Below are 16,637 nucleotides of genomic sequence, written 5' to 3' on the forward strand. Positions count from 1 at the left end.
ATCTAGTTTTGAGGGAATGATACCTCAAATAAAATAGTCTGGCAATAATGGCGAGAAGGTCACACCCGTTCCCATACCGAACACGGAAGTTAAGCTTCTCAGCGCCGATGGTAGTTGGGGGCTGTCCCCCTGTGAGAGTAGGACGTTGCTAGGCTAAGCCCCTTTAGGGGCTATTATTTTGCTGAATTTTATAGTTGGCCCCTTGGTCAAGCGGTTAAGACACCGCCCTTTCACGGCGGTAACACGGGTTCGAATCCCGTAGGGGTCACCAAAGTTTTTATTACGACAGTGAAAATAACTGACAGTATAATGGAGGATTAGCTCAGCTGGGAGAGCATCTGCCTTACAAGCAGAGGGTCGGCGGTTCGATCCCGTCATCCTCCACCATTTAATTGGATATGCGGGTGTGGCGGAATTGGCAGACGCACCAGACTTAGGATCTGGCGCCGCAAGGCGTGGGGGTTCGACTCCCTTCACCCGCACCATTCTTATGCGGAAGTAGTTCAGTGGTAGAACACCACCTTGCCAAGGTGGGGGTCGCGGGTTCGAATCCCGTCTTCCGCTCCAATTTGCCGGGGTGGCGGAACTGGCAGACGCACAGGACTTAAAATCCTGCGGTAGGTGACTACCGTACCGGTTCGATTCCGGTCCTCGGCACCAGTATTTTGCGCATGCAAAATAACTTTCATAATGCGCCCGTAGCTCAATTGGATAGAGCGTCTGACTACGGATCAGAAGGTTATGGGTTCGACTCCTTTCGGGCGCGCCATATTTTTACGGGAAGTAGCTCAGCTTGGTAGAGCACTTGGTTTGGGACCAAGGGGTCGCAGGTTCGAATCCTGTCTTCCCGACCAGTCAAAATGATATTAATACCATGGGGCCTTAGCTCAGCTGGGAGAGCGCCTGCTTTGCACGCAGGAGGTCAGCGGTTCGATCCCGCTAGGCTCCATTCCTTTTTGGGGAAATTAGTCAAATTGCACCGATTAAGCCGCATCTTGAATAAGCATACTGAAATCGGGGCGGTCGTTAAGCTTGGAGCATGATCCAAACTTAATATTTTCTATTATCGCGGGGTGGAGCACGTTCGAATATGCTTCTTCGAATAATCCACAGCGCACCGATTGAGCCGCATCTTGAATAAGCATACTGAAATCGGGGCGGTCGTTAAGCTTAGAGCATCATTTAAACTTAATATTTTTTACTATCGCGGGGTGGAGCAGTCTGGTAGCTCGTCGGGCTCATAACCCGAAGGTCGCAGGTTCAAATCCTGCCTCCGCAATATATGGTCCGGTAGTTCAGTTGGTTAGAATGCCTGCCTGTCACGCAGGAGGTCGCGGGTTCGAGTCCCGTCCGGACCGTTCTTTTACCCCAGTAGGATATACCTGCTGTTGATATAGATTTTTTTTATGGCTCAGTAGCTCAGTTGGTAGATCACGATCGACCAGTATCCCCGGTTCAAATCAGGGAGGCCGACCACCGGTATTGTAAAAAATAAAATATCATTTGCGGGTGTAGTTTAGTGGTAAAACCACAGCCTTCCAAGCTGTTGTTGTGGGTTCGATTCCCATCACCCGCTTCAATCTTGAAAGAGTTTAAATATTAAAAAAATATCTTTGAAAAAGCCGTAACCTCCTGATAGGTTACGGCTTTTTAAGTTCCTACTTAGTATTTATAATAGAATTGGAGGAATTAGGAAAGAGACTGAATGGATAATAGTATTTGTGAAGCTGTCTTTTTCGTCAAAAGGAAGGTTAAAATTGCAATCGGAAGGAAGAGAACTATGATTAGAAGACTAAATAAAAATGATCATGAGGTTTGTCTTAATTTCCTAAAGACCCGACCTGCTGAAAATTTATTTATCATTGGTGACATTGAAGCATATGGTTATGAACAAGAGTTTCAAAAGCTTTGGGGAGAGTTTAACGAAAGAGGAAAATTGATTGCTGTCTTGTTAAAGTATGAGGAAAACTATATACCATTTGCGACAGAAGCTTTTAATGCTAATGGATTTGCCGAGATCATGTCTAAAGATCCTGCTTTTAAGATGATGTCTGGACTTAAGGAAATCACAGAACAAATGGAGCCATACTTGCCTCAACCATATAAAAGGAAAAGACAAACCTATTATGCTAAGTGTACCAAATTGAATGTTGATCCTACGAATATTGATTTTTCGAATATTCAACAAGCAACTCCCACGGATGCAGCGGATCTTGTTATCTTATTAACCTCTATTCCAGAGTTTTGCAATTCAACTATCACAGTGGATAGAAAAATTCGTGAATGGAAAGACGGCAGTTCCCGGTCATTTTTTCTAGAGGACGATGGAAAAATGGTTTCCACTGCCTCAACAGCTGCAGAAAATTCATTGTCTGCAATGGTTGTGGGGGTAGCTACGTTAGAAGACTATAAGAAAAAAGGATATGCAACCAAGTGTATGCTTAGGCTATGCAGCCAACTTTTAAGCGAGGGGAAAGAACTTTGTTTGTTCTACGATAATCCTGAAGCGGGAGCGATTTATAAGCGAATTGGCTTTGAGGATATTGGTTTTTGGATGATGTATACCTATCGATAAAGATCGAGGTGTTCTATGAGGACGGGAACCATTTTTAAAAACCCGGAAGGAAAAAGAAAACTTTCTCAACACTATGAAAATTATCTTCAATCATTAAAGTTTGAGGTTGATAGAATCTATATCAATACAAGCTTTGGGAAAACTCATATGCTAGTAGCAGGACCTGTCGAAGGAAAACCATTGTTTATATTTCAAGGTGGCAACTGTATCAATCCAATGACATTATCATGGTTTTCACCGTTGACCGATCAATATCGAATCTATGCCCCTGATACAATTGGTCATCCAGGATACAGTGATGAAACTAGGATTTCTGCGAAGGATGGAAGTTTTGCGATCTGGATTGAAGAATTAATGGATTACTTTGGGATGAAGAGTTGCGGATTTATTGGAGCGTCCTACGGAGCCGGGATTATATTGAGAATGGCCTCCTTTAAGCCTGATAAAATTGATTGCTCCGTCTTAGTGTCACCAGCGGGAATCCAGTTAGGTTCTAAAATAAAAATGATTAAGAATATATTTCTCCCGTTAATTTTATTTAAAGCTACATCCTCTGAAAAATATCTTAATCAAATCGCTGGTGCCATGTCCGATCGTCGTATGAAAGAAATCGATAAACAAATCATCGGTGATATTTTTAAATACATCAAACTCGAACAAGATATGCCAAAATTGACAGAAAAAGAGGAATTACGAAATTATCATTCACCAACGCTAGTCATCGCGGGGGAAAAGGATATTTTTTTTCCTGAAAACAGCATAAGTAAAGCAGCAAATGAAATCATACCGAATTTAATAGCTTTCCAATCTTTTAATATGGGACATTTTCCTTCGGAAGAAAATTTGGTGAAAATTAACGCGGGGATTAATGAGTTTCTAAATACGCACTACGAATGAAGGAGAGAAGCAAATTGAAGAAAATTAATTATTCAATTGTGGATGTTTTTTCACAAGGGAAATATACAGGAAATCAGCTTGCTGTTTTTAAGAATGCTGGAAATTTATCTGATGAGGAGATGCAGCAAATCGCCAAGGAAATGAATTATTCTGAAACGACTTTTATTTTATCTAATGTGAAAAATAACGGGGGATATGATGTTCGGATTTTTACGCCGAATGAAGAAGTTCCTTTTGCTGGCCACCCGACATTGGGTACGGCGTATATTATTCAAAATGAAATTCTAGCAGAACCAACGGACAAACTTAAGTTAAATTTTAAAGCTGGTCAGATCCCCGTTTCCTTCGACCATCAAGAAGAAGTGATTTGGATGAAGCAAAATGAACCAACTTTCGGTCAAGTTTTAGAAGCTGATAAAGTTGCTGAAGTTTTAAACATCGATAAAGAATACATAAATGTAAAATATCCTATCCAGGAGGTCTCCACGGGTCTTCCAGTGATTATTGTCCCTTTAACCTCTTTAGAAGCTGTTAAAAAAGTAAAGATTAACAAAGAAAAATACTTTGAGCTAATTGAATATAGGGAAGCAAAAGCGATCCTGGTTTTTTCTCCTGAAGCCTATCATCCAGAAAATGATTTAAATGTTCGTGATTTTGGAGATTATTATGGGATTCCTGAGGATGCGGCTACGGGAAGCTCGAACGGCTGCTTAGCCGGGTACTTATTAAAGTACCGATTTTTTGAAAAAAATGAAATTGATCTTCGTGTCGAACAAGGATATGAAATGAACAGGGCTTCTTTATTGTTTTTAAAAGCAAGTGATGCTGATGGGAAAATTAGTGTTTTTGTAGGTGGCAGGGTAGAAAAAATCGCTCAGGGTGAATGGTTTCTGTAGTCGTTTTTTTGAGAATCAATCATACAAAGTGTGGAAAAAATTTTTTCCACCCTTTACCGTCATCTTTTGATTGGACGTTCCAATGTAAGGATTTCATCTTCAAGGGAAGAAAACTTCTGTTCCACTACATGTTTTACATCTAAGAAGCGGTGTGAAAGGCTAATTTAATCTAAAAGTATTAACCTAGTAATAGAAAAATAAGGAAATAGAATGTGGTGATGAAAAAGAATATGGCTTAAAATAGAAACAAGTAATTAAATTTACTAGAGGAGGATCTGCCAATGCCTTTACGAAATTATACCGTTTTGAAAGGGAAAGTTGTGAACACTGCCATCGGTCGCTCCGGAAACCCTCATTTTGAAATTCATCTTAAAGATGACCAAGAGACGAATTATCGAATCGCGGTTAACATTCAATCAGGAACGCACCCCTCGGAAGTTCTTTACTATGTTAGCGAGAATTTTAACTCCGAACAAATCACAAAATTGCCATCACTCCCTTCTGGATTTATTCCCATCACGAACGACAATCGGGATATTGCCCTCGACTATATTCGCGGGGGATTATTCGACCCCAAGGAAATGGTTGCCCTTCCACCTTTTAAACCTGGTCTCAATAATGATTTAAATGAAAAAGTAGAGTACTACATCAAGGAAGCCATGGAGAAAAATGCAACTCTATATGCTTATGGTGAGAGATGGGGACCGGAAGAGGATAATCCGGATCAATATTTTCACTTTTTACCTGGTAACGGGATCCATGATATTCATATGAATCAGGGGAATGTGGGCCGATGGAAAAATGATGATGGAATCTGGCAAGACGGTGAGATCCTTATTCATTTTACCGAAGAGAATCGATGGGCAGGGATTTTTTTAGCCTTCCAATCCCAATCCTGGTGTACGGATGATAACGGACATGCAATTGAATCCGTAAATAAATGTAATCATTTAAACGTTGCAAATGTCAGCAACCATCTACAATCTTTGTACTGAGCTATAGTTGGAAATTCACCTATTATAAGGCCTGAATTCGGGGGTCTGACCCCCACTCAGCAAAAGTTTATAGAAAATGTGAAAATCACCTTGCACTTATAGTGCAAGGTGATTTTATGTTGACGGAATTTATTTATAAAACACTTTGTCAATATTGTATTTTGCGTGCTGCTTGTTGATGATATAGGTTTCGTAAATTTCTCTTTCCGTTGGATCTTCGACGACGCAAACCGCAATTTTATATACTTCATCACGGTGCATTTTAATGGGGGAAACGGTATCCTCAAAATGTTTCTTTACTCTTGGACGCAATTTCCGTGCTTTGCCGACATATAACAGTTCATCCTCTGCGTTAAAAAGTAGGATAATCCCGCCTTTATCACGAGGAATTCGATGATAATCCGTAAAACCATATTCACTGCTAATCACAGCTTCTACTTTTTCACCTAACTGTCTTTGTTTCGTTATTACAACATCAGGATTTGGTATTTCAATCTTTATCATAATCTTCACTTCCTATTCTGAGGTAAAACGTAATTTAAGCTCTCTTCAAAATACATTAGCTAGCAGTTATTTTCAAGTTTTGGGGGTTGTTGCTGAGAATAACTGCTCCTATTGTCGAATATCAACAAATTTTTGAGGGATATCAACACTTTTTCGAGGATATCAACACTTTTTCGAGGATATCGACACAAAAATGGATTATATCAACAAAATTTAAACAGATATCAACACTTTTCGGATTATATCAACAATTACGCTCTAAAGCCTCATCATTATTTTAATTTTAAAACGGGTATTTGAAAGTAAAGAACCAGAAAAATCGTACATATAAAACAGAGACCCCATGCCAATAAGGGTCTTTTTTGATGAATTGTGATACCAATAAATATAAAAAACCAAACAATTAATGACCACCAAAAGTTCCATCCATTGTGATAGGACATAAGTTTCATCAATAAAAAAATGGTCTCTATGACTGTGAATACAATACTCCATACGAAAATATAAGAAAATTGTATAACGAATTGAGTCTTGTTTGGATAATGTGAAAGAAAAGTTAATATGATGAGAGGGATATTTGTATAAGCAATAAAAAAATCAGCTATCGTATGATTGGGAACTAATAAGGATTTATGGAAGAACCAGAGTGAATGTTTATAGGTAATGATGGCAATAAAAAAGTCTACACTAATAGCAAATAGGATGGTTGAGTAATATTCTCTCCAATTTTTCCAATCGGCAAATATGATTGCTGCAACAAGAAGTATTATTGAAAATAGTAAAGGGAAGTATCTAAATAGTTCGTGAACCATAGTGTCCTCCTATAAGTCCCAGTCAATATGCCATTTTATTATGTCCATAATAAGGAAATTATTTTCAGGTTTTATTGAGGAACCCTTTCTGGGGATTTTGACAATGTTTTTACTGAAGTAAGGCGGGAAATCCTTATTTAACAACCTATTTCCGGATACTAATCAATTGTTTGATTAGTAGGCTGGTTTGTAGGAACTAGTCAAAATATGCGGGATATGCTGGATTTTGATAGTTTGGGAGATTATACGGAAAAAACAGAACGATCTTATCGACAAAATATTTCCTAGGAAACTAGCCAATGTTCGTTTTCTAAAAGGATTTGCTCCGGTTTTAATTAAACGTTTGATTGGAAAAGAAGGCGCTGAACTTGTCGATTTGTGTAGTAAACTGGTAGAAAGACGGCTGGTATTTACAATTGGGAGGAAAACTAGATGGGGGAAGAACAGTTACTTACTTTGGCTTTGAGTTGGTTCAAATGTCACATCAATTTAATCTGTTTGCAAAAATTGAATCCTCTTTTTGTTCTATAATAACTATGATTATAGATATTTTTATGTCCTTCTAGGAATAATTAATAGATGGGGGAATGATTTCATGAATTCTTGCAGTAATTGTGGTAGAAAAGTTAATAAATCTAGTGGATTCTGTCCGAACTGCGGTTCGGGAATCACTAAAGATCATAAAAATATATCCCCAAACCCTAATTCCCGTGTGGAAAAAAAGAAATATCGTTCGAAAAATAAGAAAATAGTGGCCGTTGGATCCATTGTTGGGATGCTGGCTGTTGTAAGTGTCACTCCGTTCGTAGTTAAAGGCCTTCAAAAGCCAGTAACAAAAACAAGTGTTACAGCAACTAAAAAGGTTGCTCCATCAACAGAGAAAACGGCAGAAAATAAAAAAGAATCTAGTGACCTTTTGCCAGAAAGTTCAAAACCTTCTTCTTCCGATTATATTATACCTACTAGTAATAAAAGGTTGCTGAGCTTAGACGACATAGATATCTTACCAAAATGGCAGCTTCGTTTAGCCAGAAATGAAATCTACGCCCGTCATGGCTATGTGTTTAAATCGAAGGATTTGCAAAAGTATTTTTCAGGTAAATCGTGGTATCATGCCAATGCATCCTTTGATGGCTCATTAAATGATGTAGAAAGACAAAATGTAACCACCATCAAGGCAAGAGAGGACAGTCTATAGTGAGCCGCTTTTTTAAAAAATATGGTTCCATTCTTCTCATCCTTGTGATGGTCTTGATCACATTTATTTGTTTTCGAGCAGTTGAACAAAAAGAACCGCTTGCACGGGATGAAAAAAAGGAAAAGACAGCACTTCCCATCACGGCGAAGCCAAAAAGGAAACCGCTTGTCATCTGCATTGACCCTGGTCACCAGCAAAAAGCTGATTTATCAACTGAAAAAATCGGCCCAGGGGCTAACCAGGAAAAACCAAAAGTAACGGGAGGAACTAGGGGGATCACAACCGGTACACCTGAATATAAGCTGACATTAAAGGCTTCTAGAATTTTAGGTGCAATCTTAAAAGAAAAAGGTTTTAACGTCGTGTATACACGAACCTCAAACGATGTGAATGTAAGTAATAAAGTAAGGGCTGAAATGGCCAATGTGAATAAGGCGGACTTGTTTATTCGCCTTCATGCGGACGGATCAACCAATCGGAGTGTCAGAGGCTTTTCGATTCTAACCCCATCAAGCAAGAATCCTTATACGAAAACCATCTACAAGGATAGTTTAAAGGCCTCCCAATTGATTGTGGATGAGGTAAAGGAAAATCGGGATGTCAAAGTAAATGGTATTTCCTTTCGCGACGATTTGTCCGGCACAAATTGGTCTCAAGTCCCAGCGGTCTTAATCGAAATGGGATTCATGACAAACCCAATCGAGGATAAGAATCTTTCGAATGAAACGTATCTCACTTATTTAATGAAAGATGTTGCTCGTGGGATTGTAGATTTCAGGGAGTCAGTGCGTCGTTCATGACAGTGCCTGGCCCCACATCAATTATTAGGGAACGGTAAAGGTTGCAGGGAGAAGTGTTATGAGCACTTCTCCTTTTAAGCTTGTACGAAGCTTCTCAAGTGGCAGGCTAATTGAATTTTTAGGTTATCTTCTGGATTATTAAAATCAACATTTAATAGTTCTTCGATTCTTTTTAACCGCTTGTAAAGCGTATTTATATGAATATGAAGCTTTTTAGCTGTTTCGACAGCTGACTTGTTCAATTGAATATAGGTAAGGAGTGTATGTTCTAGTTCATGATGGTTCTTTTCTGACAAAAGCTGAGCTAATGTTTCCTCTAAAAAACGTTCAATTTCCTGCGGCTGCTGATGGATAAATAGGCGGTTTACTCCAATGTTTTCATAATGAATAATCCTCTGTTCGCTCCGATTAGCTAAATACGCGAGTGCTTTTTCTGCTTCATCATAGCTCCTTGAAATATATTCAATTCCTTTATAGGTTGAACCAATACCAACCGATACCTCTAATCCATCCTTACTTTCCCAAATCCTGATTAGATTTGCGAGTCTTTCCGTTATCTTTGCTTGAGTTGCTGGATGATCAGTAGAGATGAGAAGATTGACTTTATTGTGAAAACCATAGATTAACAAATGATGCTCTGGAAAGCCTTTTTTAATAAATGAAACTAAGCGGTGAATATTTGCTTCTAAAAGTTGCAAGTCAGGATATGTTTTTATTTCAAATAAGGCAACACATAGATAGGAGGATGGAATGAGTCCAAGATCTTTTGCATGTTCATAGAGCGAGTCGGGATTTGTATTTTTAATGATTGCAGTAAAATATTCATGAGTTTTCTTGTAGTAAATATCTGTCAACGTATGTTTTTTTACTAATTCTAATGAAAGAATCGCACCTCCTTGTTCAATCGTTACGATATCCATTTTGCTCAGCGGATTTGTTGCTGCCACAATTAAGCACCCTAAAAAAGCAGTTCCATTATGAATCGGATAAAGATAATAAGAACCATTTTCCGTGCCATGAACTTCGATATTATGAGGGCCATGATTCGGATGAATTATTTTTCTAATTTCTTCATAATGAAAGAGGTGGAGCTGGCTTTGATGACTGCAAAAAAATTCATCTTCCGTGCAATCGAAAAAGGAAATGGGCGTTTCTATCATTTTGCTTAATTCCGAAATAATTGTTTTAACGCCTTTATTTTCCAATGAAATTTGTGTTAACGTTTTATGAACTTGATTGCGTTTGTTTAACAATGCATTTTTTTCTGTCAACTGCTCACTTAGTTCTGTCAGCACAGCAAAATTATTCTTTATCTCAGAAAAAAGCGCTGCATTTTGGATAGCAATGGCTGCTTGGTCAGCAAAACCTTGTAATAAATCGATATCCCGGTTTGTTAAGCCTCCTTCAGTGAAAAATTGGTGTACCATCATGACGCCAATTCGCTTTTCCCCAACGGAAACAGCTACACAAATTCCTCCTTTAAGAAAATGCTGATCGGAAGAAGCCATAATATGTTGGAAATTTTCCTCCGTAATCTTTTCTTCGCTCATTGAAGCCAAGATTTCTTTTCGAGAATGGTAAATTCTCGTCTTTCCATCTAGATAGGTCATTCCCGTTATCGACTCACCACTTTTGGGTTGGAAGTGGTTAATGTGTTCATTGAAACCAACAGCTGCCTTTATAACCAGTCGTTCCCGCTCCTCATCAAATAGCTGTAAATATCCTGCATCTGATGCGGGGATCACCTTGATGGCATTTCGAACGATATTCGTTAGCACCTCATCCGTATTAATGGATGAATTGATTGATCTTGTTATTTCCATCACCATTTTCCATTCGCGATCTCGCTTTTGAATCAACTCCTGACTGTATAAAGGATAAAAATAATAGTGAAGCTGTTTGAGTGTTTCGTCAGGTAGAATCAAATTTTCTTTAAACATGCAAAGACAGATATAAAACTCTTCCGGATATAAAAAATGGAGGAAGGTCTTCCCGTTTTGACTGTTTATCGAATAGGTTTTAAATGGTTTGCAAAGGGAAAAAAATGGCGGTAAAAGAGGAATCTCGCTGCCGTTACTATAAATATGTTTTTGATCATGCTGTTGACCTGCCCAAATTTGAAAAGGGGTTTTATTTATTACATGATCTAAAAAGGATAGAGCTGGCTTTATCACTTCCATAGGAACCTCCCGGTGTAAATACATACATAATATTGAGGATAATCGGTAAATACCTACATTGAAAACGCTTTAAAATCATTTTATACTTTTTATAATATTTTGAAAAGTATGAGGATTATTCGGTGTGTAGTCTACTAAAAGGAGGTTTACTTATGCAAGAACAGCTTTTTAATAAACTGGAAAAACTTTATTCAGAAATGGTCGATATTCGAAGGGATCTTCATATGAATCCCGAGCTGTCGTTCCAAGAGGTGAATACACCGAAGAAAGTAGCCGCTTTTTTAACCAACTTAGGCTTGGAAGTGAAAACAGGAGTGGGCGGAAGAGGTGTTACGGGATTGCTCCGAGGGGGTAAGCCAGGGAAAACCGTCGCATTACGGGCTGATTTCGATGCCTTGCCGATTCAAGACGAAAAAGATGTTGAATACAAATCCAAGGTCCCTGGCGTGATGCATGCATGTGGACATGATCTCCATACTGCCGCATTACTTGGTGTTGCCAAGGTGTTAAGTGAAGTGAGAGACGAATTGGAAGGAAATATTGTGTTCATTCATCAGTTTGCTGAGGAAGTTATCCCTGGCGGAGCAAAATCAATGGTTGAGGACGGTTGTTTAGAGGGAGTAGATGTGATTTTTGGAGCACACGTTTCTTCCATGCATCCCTATGGAATCATTGGCATTAAAGAAGGCTACATCTGTGCTTGTGGGGATACATTTGAAATTGAGATTCAAGGCAGAGGTGGTCATGGTGCAACACCTCATTTAACAGTTGACCCCGTTGTGACTGGAAGTCAGCTTGTGATGAATTTGCAGCAAATAGTCAGCAGGCGGGTTGATCCTATTAAAACGGCTGTTATTACAGTCGGTGCCTTTAATAGTGGCAGCGGGTTTAATGTAATCCCAGATAAAGCAAGAATTATCGGAACTGTTCGGACGTTTGATGAAGAGGTAAGGGATTTGATTGAGGAACAAATGGGACAAGTTGTCGAATCCACATGCAAAGGGGCAAGTGCGGTTTCCAACTTTACATACACTCGAGGCTACCCAGCTGTCTGGAACCATCCAGAGGAAACAAAAAGAATGGAAAAATTGGCGACATCCTTGTTTGGAGAAGACAAAGTCCAACATATTGAAGCGATGATGGGGATGGAAGACTTTGCTTATTATGTAAAGGAAGTTCCAGGAACTTTCGTGTGGGTCGGCGCCGCTAACCCTGAAATCAATGCTATTTACCCGCATCACCATCCAAAGTTTGATGTGGATGAGCGGTCCATGATTTTGATTGGGAAACTATTTATCAGTGCTGTTTTTGATTATCTATCAGAACATTCTCGAGCAAAATCAGGCTTCATCATGCAAGAAAGCTAGAATGATTTGTAAGCGTATCCACTAGGTTTAAGATGTGTCATTCAACTTTTAATTAAGGGGGAAAACTGATGAAACGAGTGATTGCGTTACTTTCCTTACTACCGTTTCTAGGTATGCTAGGATGTTTGCCATTTGTTAACAAAGTAGAACCGTATATTTTAGGATTACCATTTGTGTTTTTTTGGGTGATTGTGTGGGTTATTTTGACATCTGTCCTATTGGCAATCGTTTATAAACTGGACCCTGCAAACAAGGAAGGGGATATTGTATGAATTCAGCCCTTTTAGTTATTTTGGGTTTTTTACTCTTTTCACTTTATTTAGGGATCAAAGCGAAAAAAGGCAAGGATATGAGCCTTGAGCAGTGGACAGTCGGAGGACGAGGCTTCGGTGCAATCTTTGTCTTTCTTTTAATGGCGGGTGAAGCTTTTACTACCTTTACATTCCTGGGTGCGAGCTCTTGGGCCTACGGAAAAGGCGGACCAGCCCTTTATATCCTCGCTTATTTAAGTCTTTCTTATGTCTTAATTTATTGGATGTTTCCGGCCATCTGGAAATACGCAAAGGAACAGAATCTTGTTTCCCAATCGGATTTCTTTGTTACAAAGTTTAAAAGTAAATATCTAGGGGTACTCGTAGCCTTTATTGGTGTCATATCCATGATTCCTTACATTGTTCTTCAATTAAAAGGATTAGGAATCATTGTTTCGGAAGCTTCTTATGGATCGATATCTCCCACCGCTGCAGTTTGGATTGGTGCTATTTCCGTAACGATTTATGTCATGATCTCTGGTATTCACGGCTCGGCATGGACCGCTGTCATTAAGGATATTTTAATCTTTGCGATTGTAGCCTTTATCGGGATTTATATTCCTTTCCATTACTATGGAGGAATAAAACCGATGTTTGAATCGATTCATGCAGCTAATCCTGGATTTTTAACAATTCCTGATAAAGGATTAAGTGTATCATGGCTCATCTCTACTGTTATCATGACCGTGTTAGGGTCAGCCATGTGGCCTCATTTGTTCGTATCGGCCTACTCGGCAAAGAGTGCAAAAGCAGTTCGAAAAAACGCCATTTTTACGCCTTTATATGTTATCATGCTGCTTTTTGTCTTTTTCGTCGGTTTTGCGGCTATCGGTCAAGTCCCAGGTTTAGAAGGGGCAGCAACGGATCTTGCCTTGCTCCGAATTTCAATTCAAACATTTGATCCGTGGTTTGTCGGGGTAATCGGAGCAGCAGGATTATTAACCGCTTTAGTCCCCGGTTCGATGTTATTAATGGTTTCATCGAGTTCATTAGCTAAGAATGTTTATAAAGTTATCGTGCCAGCAGCAACAGATAAACAGGTTTCCATCATTGCAAAATCCCTAGTACCTGTAATCGCGCTTATTTCCGTTTATTTTACTTTAAATGGGGGAGATGGGATTGTAACGTTGCTTTTAATGGCGTATAGTTTTGTGACCCAATTATTCCCGGCGGTTCTCGCAAGCTTAATGAAGAGTAATTTTGTTACGAAGCAAGGTGCTGCGGGCGGAATGATTACGGGAATGATTGTCGTAGGGTATGTTACGATTACCGGGGCATCGATTGGCACGCTTTTCCCAATTTTGCCGCAATCGGTGCAAGAATTAAACACCGGGATTATCGCTCTCATTGTAAATGTTTCTACTATGATTATTGTAAGTCTTGTTACAAGAAGCAAAGTCGTTCAATCAACTGTAAAAGAACAAGTTCAATCTGTTTCATCTTGAATAAACCAATTCCGTATGAAAAATTACTCATCGGTACGAAATTTAGCTTAGTGAATCGGTGCGACGCTCAATGAATAAGCAGGAGGTGAAAAATCACCTTCTGGTTTTTCATTTCTCAATCTATTTCTCTCTGAGAAAAAAAGATGGTAGGTAAATTCTATTAAAAAGAAGTGTGAATTTTTCCCCATTTTTTCCCCCTTTTGAATAGGTTTATCTTAACTAGACAATAAAATCCAGGTTAAGTAGACTTAAAACTACATCATGTTTAATGGCAAAAGAGTCATTCTAGAAACTTTACTTGGACCTCCTAATCTACTAAACACCAAAAAGAGACGGGAAATTTAAATTAGATAAAAGATTTATCATGCAATCCTAGTGAGGAAATTCAACTAAATTTAGATATAGGAGGAATCATCATGTTAGAATTTGATGCCGATTTCGACCAATTCGCTACGATCAAAGTCATTGGTGTTGGCGGCGGGGGAAACAACGCCGTGAACCGAATGATCGAAGCTGGGGTGGAGGGTGTAGAATTTATTGCTGTTAATACCGATGCACAGGCTCTTAATCAATCAAAAGCCGAGATTACAATGCAAATCGGCGGAGCCTTGACAAGAGGTTTAGGAGCTGGTGCAAATCCGGAAATAGGAAGAAAGGCCGCCGAAGAAAGCAAACAGCAGCTCGAAGAGGTTTTAGCAGGCGCAGACATGGTTTTCGTTACAGCTGGAATGGGCGGCGGAACTGGTACAGGGGCAGCTCCGGCGATTGCGAAAATTGCCCGTAAGCTTGGCGCTTTGACCATTGGGGTTGTTACCCGTCCGTTTAAATTTGAAGGTCTAAAACGTGCAAAAAACGCTGAAATTGGAATTAACGCCATCGGGGAAGCGGTGGATACCCTAATTATTATTCCCAATGACCGGTTATTGGAGATTGTAGATAAAAAGACCCCCATGGTGGAAGCTTTCCGTGAAGCGGATAATGTCCTCAGACAGGGGGTTCAAGGGATTTCCGATTTAATTGCTGTGCCTGGTTTAATCAACCTGGATTTTGCTGATGTGAAAACGGTCATGTCTCATAAAGGTACTGCCCTAATGGGAATCGGTATTGCCACTGGGAGTAATCGTGCGGCTGAAGCTGCTCGGAAAGCATTAAACAGTCCGCTGCTGGAAACCTCCATCAATGGAGCGCAAGGTGTGATCATGAATATAACGGGCGGCAATAATTTAAGTCTTTTTGAAGTACAGGAAGCAGCCGATATTGTCGCTGATGCTTCTCACGAGGAATTAAATATGATTTTTGGGTCGGTTATTAATGAAAACTTACAAGATGAAATCATTGTAACCGTCATTGCTACTGGATTCAATGAGGAAGAGGAAACCGTTGTAGAAACGCCTTCCCAGCCTTCCGTGGAAGAAATATCTGATACATATCAAAGGGAAAATCGGTTACCGCGCAGGCCGCGCGAGCCGAGATACCGAAGTGAACCCGTTCAAGAGTATGACCGATACTCTGAACCTTCAAGGGGAGAGTATGACCGATACTCCGAACCTTCGAGGGAAGAGTATGACCGATACTCCGAACCTTCAAAGGGAGAGTATGACCGATACTCCAAACCTTCGAGGGAAGAGTATGACCGATACTCCGAACCTTCGAGGAGAGAGTATGACCGGTACCCTGAACCTCCGAAGGAAAATCATGATCGGTACTCCGAACCGCCAAAAGTAAATTATGACCGATACAACGAACAGGCAAAAGACCCTTTGGATATTCCGTCGTTTCTGCGTAATCGAAGGAGACGAACTTGATTCATTTAGGAAGTCAGAAAGGGAATTCAGATTGATTCATTCAAAAAACGCTCAGATGAGCGTTTTTTTGTTTTGATATTTTTTATAGAAGATGATGTGCCAGTCACTTTGTATTTATTTTATAGCACAAACTTGTTCGGTTTGAGACATCAAACTTTTTATAGATACTTTGCAAATGTTTTTTTACGGTATTGACACTTATGAATAGTTCATTGGCCAAATCGACATTTGTAAAACCTTTTTGAACTAGATTTAATACTTCCTTTTCTTTCAACGTTAACTCATGAAAACTGTCATTGATGTTATTTTTAGTTGATTCATATGGTATTAAAGGAGATTGGAGGACCTTTTGTGTTAAGAATCTAGAAATCATCTCCATCGACATCAATTCCAAGGAACTAAAGGGATGATCCTTTTTTGATCGTACAAAATCTATCAGTCCTATAATCTTATTTTCATTATAAAGTACTAATCCAACATCATAATAAAACCCGTATTTTTTCATGAAATTATTATAGAATTCGCTTTTTTCATAGCCTTGTGGAGGGAAGAGTTCAAGATTACTGATAACCCTTTGTTTATGTATTCTATGTATCATTTTTTGTGGAATTAAAACGTCAAAATGATAATGATTCTCTAGATAGTCATCCATGACATGCTTATCTATATTTAGCATGACAGGATCGATAAAGTTTTCATTCTCGTCACTTAACCAAAAATTAGATTGATGAAAACCAAATAATCGGTCAAATGCAAGCAGCACTTGTTTTCGAAAATCCGGTTCGGTACCTGTTACTTCATCCATGAAGGTTAGAATTTTTTGATACATACCACTGGGTAAAAATTCCATAT

General features: G+C 39.2%; 13 protein-coding genes, 11 tRNA genes, 1 rRNA gene and 1 pseudogene. 22 read left to right on the forward strand and 4 right to left on the reverse strand.

Going from position 1 to position 16,637, the window contains the following annotated elements; genetic code table 11:
- Positions 1 to 37 precede the first annotated feature (37 nt).
- The 16 genes from rrf to E2K98_RS27960 all read left to right on the forward strand — a co-directional run bounded on the left by rrf (position 38) and on the right by E2K98_RS27960 (position 5,363).
- Positions 38 to 154 (forward strand): 5S ribosomal RNA (gene rrf, locus E2K98_RS27880).
- A 42-nt stretch (positions 155 to 196) separates the two neighbouring features.
- A tRNA-Glu gene (locus tag E2K98_RS27885) sits at positions 197 to 271 on the forward strand.
- Between the two features lie 40 nt (positions 272 to 311).
- A tRNA-Val gene (locus E2K98_RS27890) sits at positions 312 to 387 on the forward strand.
- Positions 388 to 400: 13 nt separating this feature from the next.
- Positions 401 to 485, forward strand: a tRNA-Leu gene (locus E2K98_RS27895).
- 7 nt (positions 486 to 492) lie between these two features.
- A tRNA-Gly gene (locus E2K98_RS27900) sits at positions 493 to 567 on the forward strand.
- 4 nt (positions 568 to 571) lie between these two features.
- Positions 572 to 660 (forward strand) — tRNA-Leu (locus E2K98_RS27905).
- 32 nt (positions 661 to 692) lie between these two features.
- Positions 693 to 769 (forward strand) — tRNA-Arg (locus tag E2K98_RS27910).
- Between the two features lie 8 nt (positions 770 to 777).
- Positions 778 to 854 (forward strand) — tRNA-Pro (locus tag E2K98_RS27915).
- A gap of 22 nt (positions 855 to 876) precedes the next feature.
- Positions 877 to 949: transfer RNA gene (locus E2K98_RS27920), tRNA-Ala, on the forward strand.
- A gap of 256 nt (positions 950 to 1,205) precedes the next feature.
- Positions 1,206 to 1,279: transfer RNA gene (locus tag E2K98_RS27925), tRNA-Met, on the forward strand.
- A 5-nt stretch (positions 1,280 to 1,284) separates the two neighbouring features.
- Positions 1,285 to 1,358: transfer RNA gene (locus E2K98_RS27930), tRNA-Asp, on the forward strand.
- 147 nt (positions 1,359 to 1,505) lie between these two features.
- Positions 1,506 to 1,576: transfer RNA gene (locus E2K98_RS27935), tRNA-Gly, on the forward strand.
- A 204-nt stretch (positions 1,577 to 1,780) separates the two neighbouring features.
- Positions 1,781 to 2,575: a GNAT family N-acetyltransferase gene (locus E2K98_RS27940; protein WP_133339969.1), complete on the forward strand. Its 795-nt coding sequence runs from the start codon at positions 1,781 to 1,783 to the stop codon at positions 2,573 to 2,575.
- 15 nt (positions 2,576 to 2,590) lie between these two features.
- Positions 2,591 to 3,472 (forward strand): alpha/beta fold hydrolase, encoded by an 882-nt coding sequence (locus E2K98_RS27945; RefSeq protein WP_133339971.1) that lies wholly within the window; start codon positions 2,591 to 2,593, stop codon positions 3,470 to 3,472.
- A gap of 14 nt (positions 3,473 to 3,486) precedes the next feature.
- The gene (locus E2K98_RS27950; RefSeq protein ID WP_133339973.1) at positions 3,487 to 4,368 is read left to right on the forward strand and encodes a PhzF family phenazine biosynthesis protein; all 882 of its coding nucleotides are present in this window, start codon (positions 3,487 to 3,489) and stop codon (positions 4,366 to 4,368) included.
- 281 nt (positions 4,369 to 4,649) lie between these two features.
- Positions 4,650 to 5,363 (forward strand): YukJ family protein, encoded by a 714-nt coding sequence (locus E2K98_RS27960; protein WP_133339975.1) that lies wholly within the window; start codon positions 4,650 to 4,652, stop codon positions 5,361 to 5,363.
- Between the two features lie 129 nt (positions 5,364 to 5,492).
- Here E2K98_RS27960 and E2K98_RS27965 read toward each other — a convergent pair whose 3' ends face one another.
- Both E2K98_RS27965 and E2K98_RS32460 read right to left on the reverse strand, forming a co-directional pair.
- Positions 5,493 to 5,867, reverse strand: coding sequence for a nucleotide excision repair endonuclease (locus E2K98_RS27965; protein WP_133339977.1), 375 nt, complete (start codon positions 5,865 to 5,867; stop codon positions 5,493 to 5,495).
- A 272-nt stretch (positions 5,868 to 6,139) separates the two neighbouring features.
- A complete protein-coding gene (locus E2K98_RS32460) occupies positions 6,140 to 6,679 on the reverse strand; it encodes a CBO0543 family protein (protein WP_407921239.1) in 540 nt (179 codons plus the stop codon).
- Positions 6,680 to 7,274: 595 nt separating this feature from the next.
- On the opposite strand from E2K98_RS32460, the gene E2K98_RS27970 reads away from it, so the two are divergent.
- A complete protein-coding gene (locus E2K98_RS27970) occupies positions 7,275 to 7,877 on the forward strand; it encodes a YARHG domain-containing protein (RefSeq protein WP_133339979.1) in 603 nt (200 codons plus the stop codon).
- A complete protein-coding gene (locus E2K98_RS27975) occupies positions 7,877 to 8,677 on the forward strand; it encodes an N-acetylmuramoyl-L-alanine amidase (protein WP_133339981.1) in 801 nt (266 codons plus the stop codon). The genes E2K98_RS27970 and E2K98_RS27975 overlap by 1 nt, the downstream gene beginning before the upstream one ends.
- A gap of 74 nt (positions 8,678 to 8,751) precedes the next feature.
- Here the strand turns inward: E2K98_RS27975 and E2K98_RS27980 are convergent, their stop codons facing one another.
- Complete coding sequence (locus E2K98_RS27980; protein WP_165976412.1) at positions 8,752 to 10,857, reverse strand: helix-turn-helix domain-containing protein; 2,106 nt, start codon at positions 10,855 to 10,857, stop codon at positions 8,752 to 8,754.
- A gap of 152 nt (positions 10,858 to 11,009) precedes the next feature.
- On the opposite strand from E2K98_RS27980, the gene E2K98_RS27985 reads away from it, so the two are divergent.
- From E2K98_RS27985 to ftsZ, 4 genes and pseudogenes are all read left to right on the forward strand, one after another.
- Positions 11,010 to 12,224, forward strand: a complete 1,215-nt coding sequence (locus tag E2K98_RS27985) for an amidohydrolase (protein ID WP_133339985.1) — start codon at positions 11,010 to 11,012, stop codon at positions 12,222 to 12,224.
- Between the two features lie 68 nt (positions 12,225 to 12,292).
- A complete protein-coding gene (locus E2K98_RS27990; RefSeq protein WP_133339987.1) occupies positions 12,293 to 12,496 on the forward strand; it encodes a DUF3311 domain-containing protein in 204 nt (67 codons plus the stop codon).
- A complete protein-coding gene (locus tag E2K98_RS27995; protein WP_133339989.1) occupies positions 12,493 to 13,980 on the forward strand; it encodes a sodium:solute symporter family protein in 1,488 nt (495 codons plus the stop codon). The genes E2K98_RS27990 and E2K98_RS27995 overlap by 4 nt, the downstream gene beginning before the upstream one ends.
- A 416-nt stretch (positions 13,981 to 14,396) precedes the next feature.
- Positions 14,397 to 15,437: pseudogene (gene ftsZ, locus E2K98_RS28000) on the forward strand (cell division protein FtsZ); the annotation flags it as partial.
- Positions 15,438 to 15,888: 451 nt separating this feature from the next.
- On the opposite strand, the gene E2K98_RS28005 reads toward ftsZ, so the two are convergent.
- On the reverse strand, positions 15,889 to 16,635 hold the full coding sequence (locus E2K98_RS28005) for a helix-turn-helix transcriptional regulator (protein WP_133339991.1): 747 nt from the start codon (positions 16,633 to 16,635) through the stop codon (positions 15,889 to 15,891).
- Between the last annotated feature and the right edge of the window lie 2 nt (positions 16,636 to 16,637).

It is taken from the genome of Bacillus salipaludis (assembly GCF_004358205.1).

Bases quoted from the DNA above. Each gene is read 5' to 3' on its own strand.
- E2K98_RS27940 (WP_133339969.1), top strand. From the start codon at position 1,781: ATGATTAGAAGACTAAATAAAAATGATCATGAGGTTTGTCTTAATTTC.
- E2K98_RS27945 (WP_133339971.1), top strand. From the start codon at position 2,591: ATGAGGACGGGAACCATTTTTAAAAACCCGGAAGGAAAAAGAAAACTT.
- E2K98_RS27960 (WP_133339975.1), top strand. From the start codon at position 4,650: ATGCCTTTACGAAATTATACCGTTTTGAAAGGGAAAGTTGTGAACACT.
- E2K98_RS27965 (WP_133339977.1), bottom strand. From the start codon at position 5,867: ATGATAAAGATTGAAATACCAAATCCTGATGTTGTAATAACGAAACAA.
- E2K98_RS32460 (WP_407921239.1), bottom strand. From the start codon at position 6,679: ATGGTTCACGAACTATTTAGATACTTCCCTTTACTATTTTCAATAATA.
- E2K98_RS27970 (WP_133339979.1), top strand. From the start codon at position 7,275: ATGAATTCTTGCAGTAATTGTGGTAGAAAAGTTAATAAATCTAGTGGA.
- E2K98_RS27980 (WP_165976412.1), bottom strand. From the start codon at position 10,857: ATGGAAGTGATAAAGCCAGCTCTATCCTTTTTAGATCATGTAATAAAT.
- E2K98_RS27985 (WP_133339985.1), top strand. From the start codon at position 11,010: ATGCAAGAACAGCTTTTTAATAAACTGGAAAAACTTTATTCAGAAATG.
- E2K98_RS27990 (WP_133339987.1), top strand. From the start codon at position 12,293: ATGAAACGAGTGATTGCGTTACTTTCCTTACTACCGTTTCTAGGTATG.
- E2K98_RS27995 (WP_133339989.1), top strand. From the start codon at position 12,493: ATGAATTCAGCCCTTTTAGTTATTTTGGGTTTTTTACTCTTTTCACTT.
- E2K98_RS28005 (WP_133339991.1), bottom strand. From the start codon at position 16,635: ATGGAATTTTTACCCAGTGGTATGTATCAAAAAATTCTAACCTTCATG.